The sequence below is a fragment of the Streptomyces sp. NPDC090741 genome (assembly GCF_044769045.1).
Classification (GTDB): Bacteria; Actinomycetota; Actinomycetes; order Streptomycetales; family Streptomycetaceae; genus Streptomyces.
On the sequence record NZ_JBIVXF010000010.1, the window covers coordinates 192,522 to 209,068 of the forward strand.

The window sequence follows — 16,547 nt, forward strand, 5'->3', positions numbered from 1 at the left end:
CCCCGGTGGGCCGGCGGGTGGGGCCGAGGCCACCGGAAGGGGCCACGCCGGGAACCCGTCTGCCCCGCTCGGCACGACACCGCCGCGCGCGTAGGGAAACCTCGTGGGGAGTGCAAGGAAGCCCCCAGAAGCCCCCTTCGTGAAGAGGCACGCATGGACGAGGTCGAGCGGTACGAGCGATACGTCGGCGGCAGCCCGGAGACCGAGCGGCTGGCCTTCGAGCGGCTGGCGAAGGAGCTCCTGCGCGTGCAGCTCAAGGTGAAGCGGCGCAGCGGCGCCGCCGCCCTGGAGCGGACCTTCCACGCCAAGGCGGTCCTCTGCGTGGAGAACGGGCGCCTGCGGTTCCGCGACGACCTGCCCGAGCAGCTGCGGACCGGGTTCGCCCGGCCCGGGGCCGAGTACCCGGTGACGGTCCGGCTGTCCAACGCCAGCGGGGTCCGCCGGCCCGACTCCGCGCCCGATCTGCGCGGGGCGGCGCTGCGCGTCGAGGTGGGGCCCGAGGAGACCCACGATCTGCTGATGACCAGCTTCCCGGTCTCCCACGCCCGCGACGCGCGCGAGTTCGTGGCCTTCGCCAAGGCCATGGCGGGCGCCGATTCGCGGCCCGCACAGGGGTTCGCGCTGTTCGTCAAGCTGCCCCTGGCGGTCGGCTGGTCCACGGCGGGCCGCATGCGGCGCAACGTCGTCGCGGGGAGCAGGCGCACCGTCTCCAGCCTGGCGCTGGAGACGTACTGGAGCCGGGGCGCGATCCTGTGGGGCGCCGCGGGGCCGGTGCGCTACCAGCTGCGGCCCGCTCCGGGCGCCGCCCCGGCGGGGGCGCCGGCCGGTCCCGACGGCCTGCGGCGCGAGCTGGCACAGAGGCTGGGTGCCGGGGACATCGTCTTCGAGCTGTGCGTACAGCGTTACGTGGACCCGCGGCGCACCCCGGTCGAGGACGGCGCGGCCGAGTGGAGCGAGCGGGACGCGCCCGTGGTGCCCGTAGCCACGCTGACCGTCCCGCGCCAGGACGTCCACACGGCCGAGGCGCGCGCCGCCGAGGCGCGGGTCGACCTGCTGGCCTTCAACCCGTGGCACACCGCGGAGGGCTTCCGTCCGCTGGGGAACCTCAACCGTGCCCGCAAGCTCGCCTACGAGGCGAGCAGCGCGCACCGTCTGGGCCGCCGCTTCGTGACCGTGGAGCCGCGCCGCAACGCCCTGCTCGGGATCCCGCTGCGGGCCGCCTTCCGTTCCGTGAACCGGGTCGTCCCGTGGCACCGGCTGCCCACCCCGGTCGCACTGCTGAACCTGATGGCATTCCGGCAGACGCTGCGCCGGCACAACCTGATCGACACCGAGGTGCACGAGGCGCCGCCCAAGGCGGGCCCGGTGGAGCCGCCGGTGGACGAGGAGCTGCTGGTCAGGCGCAGCTACGACGGCAGCCACAACGACCTGTCGCAGCCGCGGATGGGCGCCGTCGGCGCGACCTTCGGGCGTTCCATGCCGCCGGTGTACCGGCCGGACCGGTTCGACACCCCGAACCCGGTGACCGTGAGCAGGGAGCTGCTGCGGCGCGAGGCCTTCATCCCGGCGAAGTCACTGAACGTGATCGCCGCGGCCTGGATCCAGTTCCAGGTGCACGACTGGGTCAACCACAAGCGGGTCCCGGTGGGCACCGGGAGCGTCGAGGTGCCGCTGCCGCCCGGCACCGACTGGCAGAACACCCCGGGTGGACCGCGCGAGAAGGTGATGCGCTTCGGTGACGACGAGCCGCTGGACGCGGCCGGGAGCGGGCGGCCGCCGATCGTGTTCGCCGGCGGCGTGTCGCACTGGTGGGACGGTTCGGAGGTGTATGGCGGCGACCAGGCCGTCGCCACGTCCCTGCGCGAGCCCGGCGGCGGCGCCGGGCTGCGGCTGGAGCGGGGGCACCTGCCGACGAGCGCGGACGGCCTGCCGGTCACCGGGTTCAGCGACAACTGGTGGCTCGGCCTGAGCGCCGTGCACACCCTCTTCGCCCGCGAGCACAACGCGGTGTGCGAGGCCCTGCGGCACGAGTACCCGCACTTGGACGAGGACCGGATCTACCACACGGCGCGGCTGGTCGTCTCGGCCCTCATCGCCAAGATCCACACGGTGGAGTGGACTCCCGCGATCCTGGCCACCAAGACGCTCGACATCGGGATGCGGACGAACTGGGAGGGGCCGCCGAAGAACTGGCTCGACCAGCTGGGCGTCTGGCTGCTGGAGGCGAACGGCAAGGGCGGCATCCCCAGGACCCTGCCCGACCACCACGGGGCCCCGTACGCCCTCACGGAGGAGTTCGTCACCGTCTACCGGATGCACCCGCTGATCCCCGACGACTACGAGTTCGTCGACCACCGCTTCGGCCGCCGGCTCGACACCCTCGGCTTCGACGACCTCCAGGGCGCCGCGGCGGAGCCGCTCATCCGCAAGACCGGCCTGGTGGACTCCCTGTACTCGCTGGGCATCGCCAACCCGGGGGCCATCACCCTGCACAACTTCCCGCGCTCGCTCCAGGCGTTCCGGCGCGACGGGGAGGTGATCGACCTGTCCGTGGTCGACCTGGTGCGCACCCGCCGCCGCGGCGTCCCCCGCTACAACGACTTCCGGGCCGGGCTGCACAAGCCGCGGATCCGCCGGTTCGAGGACCTGTCCCAGGATCCGGAGACGGTCGCGCGGCTGCGGGACGTCTACCGTTCGGTGGACGACGTCGACACGGTGGTGGGGCTCTTCGCCGAGAACCCGCCCGCGGGGTTCGGCTTCAGCGACACCGCCTTCCGCGTCTTCATCCTGATGGCGAGCCGGCGGCTGCAGAGCGACCGTTTCCTCACCGTCGACTTCCGGCCCGAGATCTACACGCCGCTCGGCATGGACTGGATCGCCCGCAACGGCATGACGAGCGTCATCCTGCGGCACTGCCCCGAGCTGGCGGGTGTCCTGCCGCGCGGGGCGAGCGCCTTCGCGCCCTGGCGCCCGGTCCAGCCGGTCCGCAACCACGACGGCCGCGGCTGAACGGGGAGGGGCCATGTCCGCACCCGAAGGCCCCGGCCGCCGCCACCCCGGCCTGGAAGAGCTGCTCGCCCGGCCGCTGCTGGAGACGGTCTTCGGCCGGCGCACCCACCGGGTCAGCCGGGGAGCCTCCGTACCCGCCGGGTCGATGAGCTACAGCTCCCCGCACCCGCCGCGGCCGCTGGACGAGCTGGAGGAGGCGGTGCTGATCGCCCTCACCGGCTCCTCCGGGCTCACCATGCCCGACCGGCCCTTCGAGGACCCGCGCGACCACAAACCGATCATGGCGAAGCCGAACCTGAACATGACCGGGCGGACCGCCGGCAGCCCCGACAACGCGCAGGCCACCCACTTCTTCATGATCAACGACAGTGGCACGTACTACTTGCGCAAACTGCCGCCCGCCCCGTGGCACCCTTTCGACCCGGACACCCTGGTCGAGCGGGCCCGCCGGGCCAAGGTACAGGTACTGGACCACCGGCTGGACGTCGCCGAGGGGATGCGCGACTTCCCGGCCTACCTCGACTCCAACCGGTTCCTGTCCAACCTGCCGGGCACCACCCTGTTCCTGCCGGTGGTCGACCTCTCCCACCAGTACGTCAACGCCCTGATGTACCTGCTCACCCAGCCCGACGGAGCCCGGCCCACCCTCGTCGACGACCGCAACTTCTACCGCCCGGCCGGGGTGCGCAAGTGGGTCGAGAACGGCTTCCTCAACCCCGACATCAAGATGCCGCTCGGCGCCCTGGGGCCGATGCGCACCCAGATCGAGGCCGATCTGCTGCTGCAGAACATGATGCTGGTCGCGGACGCGATGGGGCTCGGCGCCTGGATCCACGCCACGATCAGCCCGCAGATCATGCTCGGCGACCCCAAGTTCTCCCGCGCCTACGGCCGGATGCTGGGCTTCGACTTCGTCACCCCGAAGTTCCGCCCCCTCGACGTGCTTCGCTGGCAGGTACCGCTGCCGAAGTACGCGGCCCTGCGCGCCCACCCGGTGGGACTGCGGGCCGGCGGCGAACACCTCATCAAGGCCGCCTGCCCGCCCCACTACCCGTCGATGGCGGAAGCCGTCGACTCCGTCGTCCGGTCCAAGTTCGGCAAGGACGGCATCTACGCGGACAAGGAGCTCTTCACCCGCGTCTACAAGGACGACTACGCGCAGCGCTACCTCGCGGAGGCGAGCGAGTACGACCGGCAGGTCATCGACTGCGCACGGGACATCTGCGTGTACGTCCACGAGACCCACGGCCGCTTCCCCGCGCACACCGACGCCATCCACGTGCCCGGCGTCTGGCTGCAGACGCACCACGTCGAATCCGAGTACTACGACCGGTTCTTCCGGGGCGGCCTGACCGAGGCGCACCGTCGGCACGCCGCCCACTGGGACACGTAGCCCTACCGGAAGGGAGAGGCGATGAGGGTCTACGAGGCCATCGTCAAGGGGCTGGAGGGCGTCGGGGTGCGGGCGGCCTTCGGCGGTGCCGGGGAGAACACGGCCGGCCTGATGCTGGCGCTGAAGCACTCACGGCTGATCCGGCCCGTCATCACGCGCCACGAGCAGGCCGCGTCGTTCATGGCCTGCGGCTACGCCATGTACACCAACAGGCTGGGGTTCTGCTTCGCGACGGCCGGGCCGGGCGCGTTCAACCTGTTCTCGGGGCTGGCCGTGGCCATGTCGGACTCCTATCCCGTCCTCGCCGTCTCGGGGTACGCGTCGATGGAATGGCGCGGATGGGGCTCGCTCAACGAGACCTCGGGGCTGAACCGCACGCCCGACTCCCAGGCCATGTTCGCCGCCACGACCAAGAAGTCCTTCCTGCTCACCGATGCCGCCGACACCTGCGACGTCCTGGAGGAGGCGGTGAACACCGCCTTCGAGGGCAGGCCCGGACCGGTGCACATCCACGTACCCGAGAACCTCACCCACCGGGGCGTCGAGGTACGGAACTTCCGGCCGGTGAAGCTCGACGTGGCGCCGGTGCTGCCCGATCCCGCGCGGGTCGAGGAGATCGCGGACGTACTGGCGGACGCCCTCGCGCGGGGCCGGCGGATCGTCGCGCTCGTCGGCTTCGGCGCGGTGCGCAGCGGGGCGGGACCCGAGATCAAGCGGCTGATCGAACGGTTCCGGATCCCGCTGCTCACCACCCTGGACGGCAAGGGCATCGTCTCCGAGGGGCATCCGCTCGCGGTCGGCGTCTTCGCGGACAGCGGCCACTCCAGTGCGTGGAAGGCCTTCCGCGAGGCGGACGTGGTGCTGTGCGTCGGCAACTCCCTCAACCAGCACGCGACGTTCAATTACCGCCAGGACCTCTTCGAGGACAAGCTGCTCATCCACGTGAACATCTCCGAGGGCGAGTTCCACAAGGCCTACCCGCCCGACCACGCGCTGCTGTCCGACGCTCGGCCGGCGGTGGCCGCGCTGACCGACGCGCTGGAGCGGAGGGTCGGCGATGTCCCGCCGGTGGAGGTCGACGGGCGGGACTACGAGGCCCGGCACATCACCCACCTGACGGGAGGGATCCACCCGGGGCAGCTCGCGCAGTCGATCGGCCGGATGCTGCCGCCGCGGGGGGTGCTGCTCGCCGACGCGGGGGCCCATCTCGCTTGGCTCGGCCACTACGTGGAGCTGGAGGAGGGGCAGAACTTCCGCAAGGCCGGCTCCTTCGGGCCGATGGCCGGACACGTCAACGGGGCCATCGGCCTGAAGGTCGCCCATCCGGAGCGGACGGTGGTCGTCGGCTGCGGCGACGGGTGCTACTCGCTGTCCGGCTTCGAGCTGATGACCGCCGTGGAGAACGAGATCCCGGTCATCTGGGTCATCTTCAACGACGGCCAGTTCAAGCTGATCAAGCTCTTCCAGCTGGTCACGTACGGCGAGTCCGCGCTGGTCGAGTTCCGGAACCCTGACTTCGCGGCGTACGCCCGCGCGTGCGGGGCGGAGGGCTACAAGGTGGAGACCCTGTCCGAGTTCGAGGAGGCCTTCCGCGCGGCCCTGGCCTCGGGCCGGCCCGCGCTGATCGACGCCCGGATCACGCGGTGGGCGGTGCCGCACTACAGCCCGTCGCCGGACGGGGTGATCCCGGGGCTGGTGGAGACGATGGAGGAGCGCCTGCGGGACGCGTTGGACTGAGGGGGTGGGCCCTACTTCGGCCGGGAGTCGCTGCTGGCCAGGCTGCGCCACACGCCCACGACGATCGCCAGCTGGGCGGCCAGGTAGGCGACCTGCGTGGACAGGCCCCGCAGCTGGTAGACCGACAGCAGCAGGCCGACGCCGCTGGGCCAGAACCTCCTCTCCTCGCTGAAGGTCTCCATGTCCATCCAGATGCTCGTGAGCGTCAGGACCAGGAGCATCAGCGCCACGTGCAGGAAGACGTACCCGAGTTCCGTGTCGGTGATCTGGGTGACCAGGGCGCCCACACAGACGGGGATGGCGTAGGCAGCGGTCAGGCTCAGCGCCCGCACCGGACTTCGGCGTCCGGGGAGCACCCGCCACAGCGCCCCCAGGACCAGGCCTCCTCCGGCCCATGCCACTTGCCACGCCAGGCACTTCGCCACGATCTCCGGCAGCCCTGTGAGGCTCTGGAACGTGGCCATCTGGGTCCGGTCGTCCTTGAGGTAGCTCAGCCAGACGAGGGCGAGACTGGCCGGGAACCCGAAGCAGAATGCCAGGCGCGCGGCACTCTTGGCGTTGTCCCACCAGTCTTCGCCCGGCCCCCAGCTGAGGGCTGCGTCCAGCACGGAGATCTGGGCTGGTGGATGCCCCTTGCCCCGCCCGGCGAACAGCCAGTGGTGCAGCCCGTCCAGCCTCTTTTCCACCTCCTCGCGTGAGAGGTCTCCCTCCGCCCGGCCACGGTCCAGGGCGTACAGCTTGTGGTGCAGGTTGCGGAACTCGTGGGCCTTGTTCAGCAATACGTGCCGGCGCCGCTTGGTGCCCAGTCTTCGAACGCGGAACTCCTCTTCGGTACGACCCAGTACGGAAAACCGCCGGCCGACCGTGATTACGGCGTACAGCGAGGCGATCATCAGCAGGAGCCAGACACCGAACAGCAGGTTGGAACCCGCGAACTCGACCTGCCGGAACCCCACGGAAATGGTGAAGACCGCGACGGTCAGCAGGAGATCGGCCTTGGCCGGCCCCAACGGCGGTCCTTCGTCACACTCTTCGGGCCGACCCTGCCGGTCTCTGACGCGGATCTGCAGCAACGCGACGAGCGCGATGCCCGTCAGCAGCCACGCGTAGGCGTAGACCCATGTGAGTCCGGAGTAGGGGAACTGGACGAGAAACCCGACCCATTCCCGGTCGCGGGCGGTCTCGGGCTCGTCGATGAGCCAGTAGACGCGACTCCACAAACGCGCGTGCGTCCACCAGAAGGAGGTGAGCAGCGCCGCCGCCATCACCGCGAGCAGGGCTGTCGCAACCACCGTGGAACGGATCGGGGCCTCGTCCCACGCCTTGTTCCAGGAACGCCGGGCCATCGCCCCTTCCCGCACGAAACGCCACGCCCATGCCGCCATCGCGGCGAGCCACAACCACAGCGTCCCCAGCGCCAGCAGTGTCAGCCCGATGAGGCCCGGAAGGGCGACGACCGACAGGAAGCCGGACACCGCCACGGCTGAGGCGATCAGGCTCACCGCCCAGGCCCGACGTCGCTGGGCGTCCTTGACGTCGACGCCGGCTGCTGTCTCCTGCGCGGTGGGGGGAGACGAAGACCTGATGGCACACCACGGACGGGCGGCCAGTACCAGGACCAGGGCCAGCGCAATGGCGACGAGGTGGCGCCAGGACGGTCCGGCGGATGGGGGGCGATCCACGATCAGCACGCGCAGGACAGCCGCCACCACCGCGCTGAGGACGGCCCACAGCAGGATCACCCTTGCAAAGCCGACCGGTCCCGGGGTGCCGGAAGCAGCTGGTGAAACGGATGCACCGGGCTGCTTCCACGACGCATAGAGCACGGCCACCACGCTCACCAGCGAGGTGAACGCCCACCAAGTGGCGACACCCACCCAGCCCAGGGTCCGCCACTGCTCGCCCACATTGAAGGAGCGCTGCCAGGGGGGATCCACCTCGACCCGCACGTCGAAGGGTTCCGGTTCGGACCACACCAGGCGCTCCGGGTCGGCAGAGGAAGGCGGAGGAAAGACATTGGTGGCTTCGAGACCGTCCAGTTGGACCTCGACCTGGCCCCACTTGGCATTCTTCAGCGTGTTCGGCGGCCGGAGGAAGACGCGCCAGTTGTCGCCCTTCCTGTTGACCTCGATCCGCCATGGACCGAGCAGAAAAGGCCTGTTCTGCTCGATCCATGCGGTCGCCGCGTAATTCACGGTGACCAGGTCGCCCCGGACGCTCACCCGCGGGTCGTGGAAGCGCCACTCACGACTGCGCGGGGTGGTGTCATCCCCCCGGAGGAGGCAGCGCATCGCCTTGCGGTACAGAGCCGACTTCTCGCTGAGTGCCAGATCCGTGGCGCGGGGCCATTCCTTCGCCGAGACACTGACGATGAGGGTCGAGAGCACCTGAGCGTAGCTGCGGTCGTGGTAGTCGAAATCGAGCCTGGCACTCACGTTGCGGGCCTTCAGCCTCCCCGCCTCACAGACGTCGACAGCGTGCGCCTGCTGTGCCCCGCCCCACGCCGCCATGGCTGCGGTGAGCAGTAGGATCAGGCTCCACCACCGGGTTTGCACCATCCCGCCCCGTTCGCATCGTCTCCTCCGGCACCCCGTCCTAAGACCCTTTAACACGCACCGCACCCCGCCGCACCCGGACACGCGGCCGCCGCACCCCGCTCACCCTCCCGGCCTCCGCCAACCGGATTGCGGGAGAACGCTCGGCGGCCGACGATGGCATCGGGGGACCTACCCACACTCCACGGGACGTGCCATGACCCACCCCAAGGAATCCACCGCGCGCAAGCTCCCCCGCTTCGAGGAAGCCGAAGGGCTGGGGCCCTCGGACGCGGCGTTCGTACGGGACCTCGTCGAGGTGCTCGACAAGCACGGGAACCTGGACCGCTTCGGCCTGTGCCTGCTCCACGACCACTTCCCGCTCGCCCCCGACGAGGTCATGGTCGAGACGAACGACCCCGCCGCGCGCACCCTGCACGCCCACGTGGAGAAGCGGGACCGGACGCGGCACGTCAAGCCCTCCCAGTGGCGGTTCGCGCCCCACGGCGCCGCGGTGGACGAGGGTGGGCCGTACCAGGTCGTCATGCTGTGCGACCCGCTCGACCTGTGCCCGGGCTGCGACGGGTCGCGCTGACCGGCCCGCACGGCTGATCCTGCTCGGCGAGGACATCTACGTCCCTCCGGAGCACACCTACCAGCTAGCCTCTGCACTGGCAGTGCACGAGGTACAACACACCGTGCACGTCTTCGCCCGCGGCCCGCACAGTCTCGGCCTGGCCCAGGGCGCTGGCCAAGCCGCCGTTGGACGAAGCTCGCGGAATCCTGTACCGCCGCACAGGTCGCCATACCGCTCCCCGGTACGTCCTGACCGGATCCTCTCCGCCTGAAGAGCGCTCGGACCAAGATCCGGACCGCATGAACGAACTTCCACACGCTGACCTCGTACCTGTCGGGTCGCGATGGGCGGATCGGCGATATCTTCGTGACCCCGCCCCCGCCTCTGACACGAGCGTCGACGGTGCCGCGCTGAGCTCGCGCGAGTGGCGCGCGGCCCACCCTGCCCGCAGGCCGGCCCTGTCCTCGTCCGTCCGGGGAGGGATCCCCAAACGGCGCGACACCTCCGGTCGAATGGCACCGCCCGCTGGGCATCGGTCACAGGCAACGCCTCTTACTCAGGTCGCTTGAGGGGTTCCTGTTGACGCTTCATCCCATCGGCGTAGCGCGAATCTGGGCCCTGTCCAGTGGCAGACGGCCTCGGGGCTCGCGGGAAGTCCCACCGTTCGACGCCGCGCCGCTGCCACAGGCACCACGCCTTCCGAGCCAGGGCAAGAGGAGCGATGGCCATGGGCAACCTCTCTGTGGACCAGCTGCGCCAACGGGTGCGCGGCGCGGTCGTGCCTCCCAAGGACGAGGCCTACGACGAGGCCCGCAAGGTCTACAACGCCATGATCGACAGACGGCCGGCCGCCGTCGTGCGCTGCGCCAACGCGGTCGACGTCATGGCGGCCGTCGACTTCGCCCGGGAGAATGACCTCGACCTGGCGGTACGCGGTGGCGGCACAGCGTGCCCGGCTTCGGCACCTGCGACGACGGCGTGGTCGCCGACCTGTCCGCGATGCGCGGCGTCCGCGTCGACCCCGTACGCCGGACGGCGCGTGCCGAGGGCGGCGCGACCTGGGGCGACTTCAACGCGGCGACCCACGCCTTCGGCCTGGCGACGACCGGCGGGATCATCTCCACCACCGTCGTCGGCGGCCTCATGCTGGGCGGCGGCATCGGTTACCTCGACCGCGAACTGGGCCTGAGCTGCGACAACCTGGTCTCGGCCGACGTGGTGACGGCGGATGGTCGGCTCGTCGTGGCGAACGAACAGGAGCACGAGGACCTCTTCTGGGCGCTGCGCGGCGGTGGTGGCAATTTCGGCGCGGTGACCTCCCTCGAATTCCGGCTCAGCCCCGTCAAGGACATCTACGGCGAGCCGATCCTCTTCGAGCTGGACAGTGCCGGCACGGTCCTGCGCTCCTTCCGGGACTTCATCGCCGACGCGCCGGAGCAGCTCGGCGGGTTCCCGGCCTTCCAGATCGCCCCGCCGCTGCCGTTCATCCCGGAAGACCGGCACGGCGAGCCCTTCGTCCTGATCGTGTCGTGCTGGGCGGGCCAGCCGGAGGAGGGCGAGCGGGCGCTCCAGCCCTTCCACGACTTCGCCCCGGTGGTCGCGGAGCACGTCGGCGTCATGCCGTACCCGGCACTCAACAGCGCCTTCGACGTGCTCGTGCCGCCCGGTCTCCAACACTACTGGAAGGCCAACTTCGTGACGGAGCTGAGCGACGCCGCGATCGAGGCGCACCTGGTGCACGGCCCGCGCCTGCCCGCAGTGAACTCGACGGTCCACATCTACCCGATCAACGGCGCCTGCCACCGGGTCGCCCCGGTTGCGACGGCCTTCGCCTACCGGGACCCCTCCTTCGCCACCGTCATCGCGGGCATGTGGCCGGACCCCGCCGACAACGAGGCCAACACCGCCTGGGTCCGCGACTACTACGAGGCCACCGCCCCGCACTCGGAGGAGGGCGGCTACGTCAACTTCATGGCCGACGACGACCAGGACCGCATCCGCGCCAACCACAAGGGAAACTACGACCGCCTTGTCGAGATCAAGCGCACGTACGACCCGGGGAACCTCTTCCACCTGAACCAGAACATCAGGCCTTACTGATCATTTCAGAATGAGGTTCTGAGCCGTCGTGAGCAGATGATGCTGCAGGCGAGTTGGAGTAGTCCGAGGTGCAGGTCGCCTCGTATCTCGTAGCGGATCCGGAGGCGTTTGAACTGGTGGAGCCGGGCGAAGGTTCGCTCGACGGCCCATCTGGTCTTGCCCGGGCCGGATCCGTGGGCGGTGCCCTTGCGGGCGATCTGCGGCGTGATGCCGCGGGCACGGAGCAGGCGTCGGTACTTGTCGTAGTCGTACCCGCGGTCGGCGAACAGCCGCCGTGGCCGGTGACGGGGCCGGCCGACCAGGCCGCGGATGCGGGGAATCGCGTCCCGGAGGGGCGTGAGCTGGGTGACGTCGTGCCGGTTTCCGCTGGTCAGCGACACCGTGAGGGGTGTCCCGTGGCGGTCGGTGATCAGGTGATGCTTGCTGCCAGGGCGGGCGCGGTCGACCGGCGAAGGGCCGGTGTGAGCCTCCCTTTCAGAGCCCGGATGTGCGAGCCGTCGATCGCGGCGTCGTCCAGGTCCAGCAGGCCGGCTCTGCGGAGTTCCGCGAGGAGGATCTCGTGCGGGCGGGGCCAGACGCCGGCCTCGGTCCAGTCCGGCAGTCGCCTCCAGCACGTCACCCCGCTGCAGCCGATCATCTCGGTCGGCACGTCCGCCCAGGTCACGCCCGTGCGCAGGACATAGACGATCCCCCGCATGGCTGCACGGTCACCCGCTGGCAGCCGGCCAGAACTCTGCCGCCCGCCAGCCCAACCGCCAAGCCCCTGAACCAAACTCATTCTGAAATGACCAGTAAGTCGCTCTCGCGCCAATCAGCGTCGACATTCGGCCATCAGGGCTCGCCTACTACCTCATGAGCCCCCTTCAAGAGCAGCCTGATACAGGCATCAGCCATCACAACAGGGGGAAACATGAGCAAGATCGCTCGCCGATTACCGTACGCGTTGATCACGGCGACACTCGTGGCGCTCACCGCGGCCGTACCGGCATCCGCCGCCGGGAGCGGGACGTCCGAGGAAGCGGCGGAGCTCCGCCCGCTCGCCGGCAGCGAGGTCCGGGACCTGACCGGGGTCGCCCGCGCGTACCTGCAGCAGCGGGCCGACTCGGTCACCACGGCCGGAGCCCACCGCCTGGCCCCGGTCGTGCCCGACCCTGCCACACCGGAACTCCGGAAGGACCTCGCGACGGAGTTCGCCCAGCTCGCCGGGATGGGCCGCGTCTACGAGAAGGCCAGCGGCGGCTACTCCGGCGCCAAGGTGACGGTCACCGCGGGCAAGGCGGAGCACCAGGGCGGCAGGGCCACGCTCCGGCTGACAGAGAGCACGAGCCTCTTCTACCCGAACGTCCGCTCGGCGGACGAGCCCAAGGCCGAGGAGTACGTCCTCGACCACACGCTCACCTTCACGCGCGACGCGGCCGGCAAGTGGGTGCTCGCCGAGGACCGCCCGGACCTCGGCGCGGGGGACGTCACCACGTACAACACCCCGCCGAAGACCGAGCAACCCGCGGAAGGCGCGAAGAACGAGGACCGACGCACGGCCTCTTCCGCCACCGACCACGTGGCCGGACAGCGCACCGCGAACGACAAGACCGCCCTGGCCGCCGGGTACGACTACACGGCGATGGTCAACTATGCGAACCACTACTGGAAGAACCCCAACGGTAGCTACCGCACCTACGGGAACGACTGCACCAACTTCATCTCGCAGGCCATGAAGGCCGGTGGCTGGAAGCAGAAGGGCAGCGGGTTCCTCGACCGCAAGGACAAGGACAAGTGGTACTACGGCGGCCACACCTGGACGACCAGCTACACCTGGGCGGGTGCGGAGAACTGGTACTGGTTCGCCACGAAGCACTCGCAGCGCACCCGGATCCTGTCCAATGTCTGGCAGATGGGCCTGGGCGACGTGCTGCAGGCGGACTGGGACCGTGACAACACCATCGACCATACGGTGATCGTGACGGGCTTCTCGGGTGCCGACGAGATCTACCTGACGTACCACACGAACAACACGCACAACCGGAAGCTATCCAACCTCCTCGCCGCGCGCCCGCACACGACGTGGTACGCGCACCGCACCTGATCGTTCACCGTCGTTGACCGGCTCGCCTTCCTCTGGAGCGACATGAAGACACCACTTCGCATCGTGTGCGCGACGGCGGTCGCGGTCCTGTCCGTGGCCGCGTGCGACAGCGACGGGGGCGGTGACCAGGGGAAGGCGAGAAACGAGCGCGAGACCGCAGTCGCGTACGTGAAGGCGCTCAACGACCGGGATGCGCAGGCCCTGGCGAAACTCGGCCCGCCCGGGAACGCGGGGACGGAGGAGGAGGCGCAGAAGCTGGTCGCCGCGCAGGGCGGACGCACGCTGCACGTGGACGACGTCCGGGTCAGTCACGAGTTCGGCCCGGACACGGCAGACGCCCAGGTCCGCGCGACGGACGACAAGGGCCGACCCGTCAACGAGACGCTGACGCTAACCCGTAAGGGGAAGTCGTGGTACGTCGTCCTGGGCACGAACCCGGGCGGCACACCGAAGACACCGGCCCAGACGTCACGGCCGTCGCCGACGGAGTAGGAGGAGCACAGACCGTGAGGCGGCCGTCGGCCTGCTGACCCGGCTGCGGGCCCGGCACCGGGACATCTGCCTCGTATGGGCCGACGGCGGCTGCACCGGCTCCCTCATCGACTGGGCCCGGCAGATCGTGAAGCGCACCGACGATATGGAGGGGTTCGTGGTGCTGCCGAGGCGTTGGGTGGCCGAGCGAACCCTGAGCTGGCTGATGCACTCTCGGCGTTTGTGCCGGGACTACGAGACCCTGACCGCGACCAGCGAGGCGATGCTCCAGTGGTCGACGATTACGCGGATGAGCCGCCGCCTGGCGAGGCCACGAGCCTGCGGCCGGCACTGAACGCGCTCGACGCCTCCTGCAGCAACCACCCGCGCTCGGCCAGGCGTCTCGCCTTCGACCGCACTCCCTCGACCTTCGCCGCCACCGTCACCTCGATCCCGAGGGCCACCGCGATGTCCCTGGCCCGCACCGGCCCGTGGCCTGGCCGGTCCTGAAGCACGTTCAGGATCCACTGGTTGTCCGGCGAGAGCACCGACACCAACCGCCCCTCCCGTCAGGGCGGAACGATCACACCCGGAACCGACGCGGGCACAGGCCCGGGAACAGCAGTGGGCGCCGTTCCTCCCGCGTCCCCGGCTTCCGCCGCGGCAGTAGTCGCTTCGGCGGACACGGCCAGGGCCTTGACGCGATGAAGATCCTCAACTTGCCCATTGAGCGCCATGCCGCAGTGCGGCGGTTCTCCCGGTGAGGGCGCTCGCCGTCGGCGGCCATGTGGGCATCGGCCACCATCGCGTCCGGCCTACTCGGAGGGATCCCCTACGTACGGTGGTCGGTAGCCCGCGAAGCCGGCCGACCCGGGAACAGATAGCCTCGTCGGCTGCATCGAGGCCGCCTGCACCCTCGTCAGTGGGCGGGCGGTCGGCAGGTCCCTCAGTGGCACCGAATGGTGGTTGGCCGTGGGAGCGCGGCCAGGCGCTTCTCCTCGGCGATCCGCTGCCGGTCCCGGGTACAGGCATCTTCGCGGGCCTCGGGAGAGACAGGGTTTCCGCAGATGATTGCCGCGCTGCCCGTGACCGGCGCCAGTGAATTCCGGATGGGAGAGCGCGTCGCCCTGGAGGGGAGATGCAGGCGGGCGACACCGTCGGGGAGTTCGGCGTGCAGCGCACCGAGCCAGCGGATCCACAGGGCGGGGCGCCCGCGCAAGGTCTCGTCGCGGAGTGTGTCCACGGCGCTTCCGAAGACCGCGCGTACGGCGCTCCTTGGCGAGCTGCTCGGGCTTGTGCTGGTTCAGTCGGTGCCGAGGGGTTCGATGTTGCTCGCTGCGGTAGGTAGTTCCCGGCCTCCGGTTTCGGGTCGGATGTACGCGCGCCGGGTCCAGCGTCGGCCGGCGTGGGTGGCGATCTCTTCGGTGACGACGGCCATCAGCTCGCCCTCGGTGCCGGAGGCGAGGTCGCGGACCCGGCGGCCCAGCAGCGGATGGTCTTCGTGCCCGAAGCCGAGGTTGGCGCTCTTCTTCATGCCTCGCCCCCGTCCATGGCGCTCTCCCGCTCGTTGTCCTGGTCACCGAGGAAGCGGGCGAGGCCGCGGTCCGCGCGGGCCCGAAGCTCGGCGGAAGGGGTGCCGTGATCCTGCCGGGCCGGGCTCCACCGGGCGGGTTCCGGGCCGTTGGTGGGTGTGCTCATCAGGGGCCTCCGTGCCGCTGCTGGAATCCCAACACCCTCGAAGCTAGGTATCCGGCGGGTGGCCGCTCAACGTTCTTGCGGGAAATTGCGGAGGTTCACCGGTGCGCTGCGGCGGCCCGTCGGATCAGAGTGCGGGCGCCGGCCCCGTAGGCGGCGTGGGAGGCGAGGTCGGCCAAGGCCCGCTCATAGGTGGCGATCTCTCCGGGGGCGGTGATGGTGACCCGGGTGGAGAGCAGTTCGATGCCGACCTGGGCGTCGTCGTAGACGGTGAAGGACTCCATCGACCACAGCGGGCGGGGCGCACGTATGGGGATGATGCCGAGGGAGACCTGCGGAAGCCCGGCAAGCTCGGCGAGGTGCTCCAGCTGGGCGGCGGTGGTTTGGGGGTCGGCGATGCGGGAGTGCAGGACGGACTCCTCGATGAGAAACGCGAACTTGCGGCCGCGCTTGTGCAGCACCCTGGACCGCCTCACGCGCACGGCTGCGGCGGCCTCGATGTCGTCGGTCGTGCCGTGGAAGGTGCCGTAGGCGGCGATGACGGCGGCCGCATACGCGGGGGTCTGGAGCAGGCCGGGGACGACGTGGGAGCAGTACACGCGGAACTGGCGGGTGCGCTCCAGCAGTGGGGCGATCTCCTGCTGGAGGCTGGCCAGGCCGGCCCGGTTCAGGCGCTTCCACTCCACGTACATAGAGGTGGCGTGGCGGGCGGCGGCGATCAGGTCCTCGGCCTGGCCGTCGGCGCCGCACGCGGTGCACCAGGCGCGGATGTCGGCGTCGGAGGGCACGGCCCGGGTGTTCTCGATCCGGGAGGTCTTCGCCGGGTGCCAGCCGCAGGCACGGGAGAGCTGGTGGCCGGCCAGGTCCGCGTCCAGGCGCAGGTGCCGCAGGCGCGCGGCGAGCGCGGTGCGGGCGGCCTGGGCACTGGACAGGGGCGAGGTCATCGGT

General features: G+C 70.3%; 13 protein-coding genes and 1 pseudogene. 8 read left to right on the forward strand and 6 right to left on the reverse strand.

What is annotated here, in order from left to right:
• Positions 1 to 153: 153 nt before the first annotated feature.
• The 3 genes from ACIQU4_RS26565 to ACIQU4_RS26575 are packed head-to-tail and all read left to right on the forward strand — an operon-like array spanning position 154 to position 6,139.
• Positions 154 to 3,009 carry a peroxidase family protein gene (locus ACIQU4_RS26565; RefSeq protein WP_403735464.1) on the forward strand — a complete coding sequence of 952 codons (2,856 nt, stop codon included), beginning with the start codon at positions 154 to 156 and terminating at the stop codon, positions 3,007 to 3,009.
• A 13-nt stretch (positions 3,010 to 3,022) separates the two neighbouring features.
• Complete coding sequence (locus tag ACIQU4_RS26570; RefSeq protein WP_403735467.1) at positions 3,023 to 4,402, forward strand: hypothetical protein; 1,380 nt, start codon at positions 3,023 to 3,025, stop codon at positions 4,400 to 4,402.
• A 21-nt stretch (positions 4,403 to 4,423) separates the two neighbouring features.
• Positions 4,424 to 6,139 carry a thiamine pyrophosphate-binding protein gene (locus ACIQU4_RS26575; RefSeq protein WP_403735469.1) on the forward strand — a complete coding sequence of 572 codons (1,716 nt, stop codon included), beginning with the start codon at positions 4,424 to 4,426 and terminating at the stop codon, positions 6,137 to 6,139.
• An 11-nt stretch (positions 6,140 to 6,150) separates the two neighbouring features.
• On the opposite strand, the gene ACIQU4_RS26580 is transcribed toward ACIQU4_RS26575, so the two are convergent.
• Positions 6,151 to 8,697 carry a DUF6185 family protein gene (locus ACIQU4_RS26580; RefSeq protein WP_403735472.1) on the reverse strand — a complete coding sequence of 849 codons (2,547 nt, stop codon included), beginning with the start codon at positions 8,695 to 8,697 and terminating at the stop codon, positions 6,151 to 6,153.
• A gap of 193 nt (positions 8,698 to 8,890) precedes the next feature.
• Between ACIQU4_RS26580 and ACIQU4_RS26585 the strand changes: the two genes are divergently transcribed.
• Entirely contained in the window at positions 8,891 to 9,268 is a 378-nt protein-coding gene (locus ACIQU4_RS26585; protein ID WP_403735475.1) for a hypothetical protein, read from the forward strand.
• Between the two features lie 930 nt (positions 9,269 to 10,198).
• Positions 10,199 to 11,350, forward strand: a complete 1,152-nt coding sequence (locus ACIQU4_RS26590; protein WP_403735478.1) for an FAD-binding oxidoreductase — start codon at positions 10,199 to 10,201, stop codon at positions 11,348 to 11,350.
• 5 nt (positions 11,351 to 11,355) lie between these two features.
• Here ACIQU4_RS26590 and ACIQU4_RS26595 read toward each other — a convergent pair.
• A pseudogene (locus tag ACIQU4_RS26595) lies at positions 11,356 to 12,077 on the reverse strand (IS5 family transposase); the annotation flags it as partial.
• 183 nt (positions 12,078 to 12,260) lie between these two features.
• Here ACIQU4_RS26595 and ACIQU4_RS26600 point away from each other — a divergent pair.
• From ACIQU4_RS26600 to ACIQU4_RS26610, 3 genes are read left to right on the forward strand one after another with little or no spacing between them, the layout of a single operon-like run.
• Positions 12,261 to 13,433 (forward strand): amidase domain-containing protein, encoded by a 1,173-nt coding sequence (locus ACIQU4_RS26600; protein ID WP_403735480.1) that lies wholly within the window; start codon positions 12,261 to 12,263, stop codon positions 13,431 to 13,433.
• 42 nt (positions 13,434 to 13,475) lie between these two features.
• On the forward strand, positions 13,476 to 13,925 hold the full coding sequence (locus tag ACIQU4_RS26605) for a hypothetical protein (protein WP_403735482.1): 450 nt from the start codon (positions 13,476 to 13,478) through the stop codon (positions 13,923 to 13,925).
• Between the two features lie 43 nt (positions 13,926 to 13,968).
• Positions 13,969 to 14,259 carry a hypothetical protein gene (locus ACIQU4_RS26610; RefSeq protein ID WP_403735818.1) on the forward strand — a complete coding sequence of 97 codons (291 nt, stop codon included), beginning with the start codon at positions 13,969 to 13,971 and terminating at the stop codon, positions 14,257 to 14,259.
• Here ACIQU4_RS26610 and ACIQU4_RS26615 read toward each other — a convergent pair.
• The 4 genes from ACIQU4_RS26615 to ACIQU4_RS26630 form a co-directional block, all read right to left on the reverse strand.
• Positions 14,207 to 14,458, reverse strand: a complete 252-nt coding sequence (locus ACIQU4_RS26615) for a hypothetical protein (protein ID WP_403735485.1) — start codon at positions 14,456 to 14,458, stop codon at positions 14,207 to 14,209. The genes ACIQU4_RS26610 and ACIQU4_RS26615 overlap by 53 nt on opposite strands.
• A gap of 749 nt (positions 14,459 to 15,207) precedes the next feature.
• Positions 15,208 to 15,438 (reverse strand): hypothetical protein, encoded by a 231-nt coding sequence (locus tag ACIQU4_RS26620; RefSeq protein ID WP_403735488.1) that lies wholly within the window; start codon positions 15,436 to 15,438, stop codon positions 15,208 to 15,210.
• Positions 15,435 to 15,602, reverse strand: coding sequence for a hypothetical protein (locus ACIQU4_RS26625; RefSeq protein ID WP_403735491.1), 168 nt, complete (start codon positions 15,600 to 15,602; stop codon positions 15,435 to 15,437). Before ACIQU4_RS26625 ends, ACIQU4_RS26620 begins: the two co-directional genes overlap by 4 nt.
• A gap of 95 nt (positions 15,603 to 15,697) precedes the next feature.
• Entirely contained in the window at positions 15,698 to 16,543 is an 846-nt protein-coding gene (locus ACIQU4_RS26630) for a helix-turn-helix domain-containing protein (RefSeq protein WP_403735494.1), read from the reverse strand.
• Between the last annotated feature and the right edge of the window lie 4 nt (positions 16,544 to 16,547).

Excerpts from the sequence above, each read along its gene's own strand:
- ACIQU4_RS26565 (WP_403735464.1), top strand. The coding sequence starts at position 154 with ATGGACGAGGTCGAGCGGTACGAGCGATACGTCGGCGGCAGCCCGGAG.
- ACIQU4_RS26570 (WP_403735467.1), top strand. The coding sequence starts at position 3,023 with ATGTCCGCACCCGAAGGCCCCGGCCGCCGCCACCCCGGCCTGGAAGAG.
- ACIQU4_RS26575 (WP_403735469.1), top strand. The coding sequence starts at position 4,424 with ATGAGGGTCTACGAGGCCATCGTCAAGGGGCTGGAGGGCGTCGGGGTG.
- ACIQU4_RS26580 (WP_403735472.1), bottom strand. The coding sequence starts at position 8,697 with ATGGTGCAAACCCGGTGGTGGAGCCTGATCCTACTGCTCACCGCAGCC.
- ACIQU4_RS26585 (WP_403735475.1), top strand. The coding sequence starts at position 8,891 with ATGACCCACCCCAAGGAATCCACCGCGCGCAAGCTCCCCCGCTTCGAG.
- ACIQU4_RS26600 (WP_403735480.1), top strand. The coding sequence starts at position 12,261 with ATGAGCAAGATCGCTCGCCGATTACCGTACGCGTTGATCACGGCGACA.
- ACIQU4_RS26605 (WP_403735482.1), top strand. The coding sequence starts at position 13,476 with ATGAAGACACCACTTCGCATCGTGTGCGCGACGGCGGTCGCGGTCCTG.
- ACIQU4_RS26620 (WP_403735488.1), bottom strand. The coding sequence starts at position 15,438 with ATGAAGAAGAGCGCCAACCTCGGCTTCGGGCACGAAGACCATCCGCTG.
- ACIQU4_RS26625 (WP_403735491.1), bottom strand. The coding sequence starts at position 15,602 with ATGAGCACACCCACCAACGGCCCGGAACCCGCCCGGTGGAGCCCGGCC.
- ACIQU4_RS26630 (WP_403735494.1), bottom strand. The coding sequence starts at position 16,543 with ATGACCTCGCCCCTGTCCAGTGCCCAGGCCGCCCGCACCGCGCTCGCC.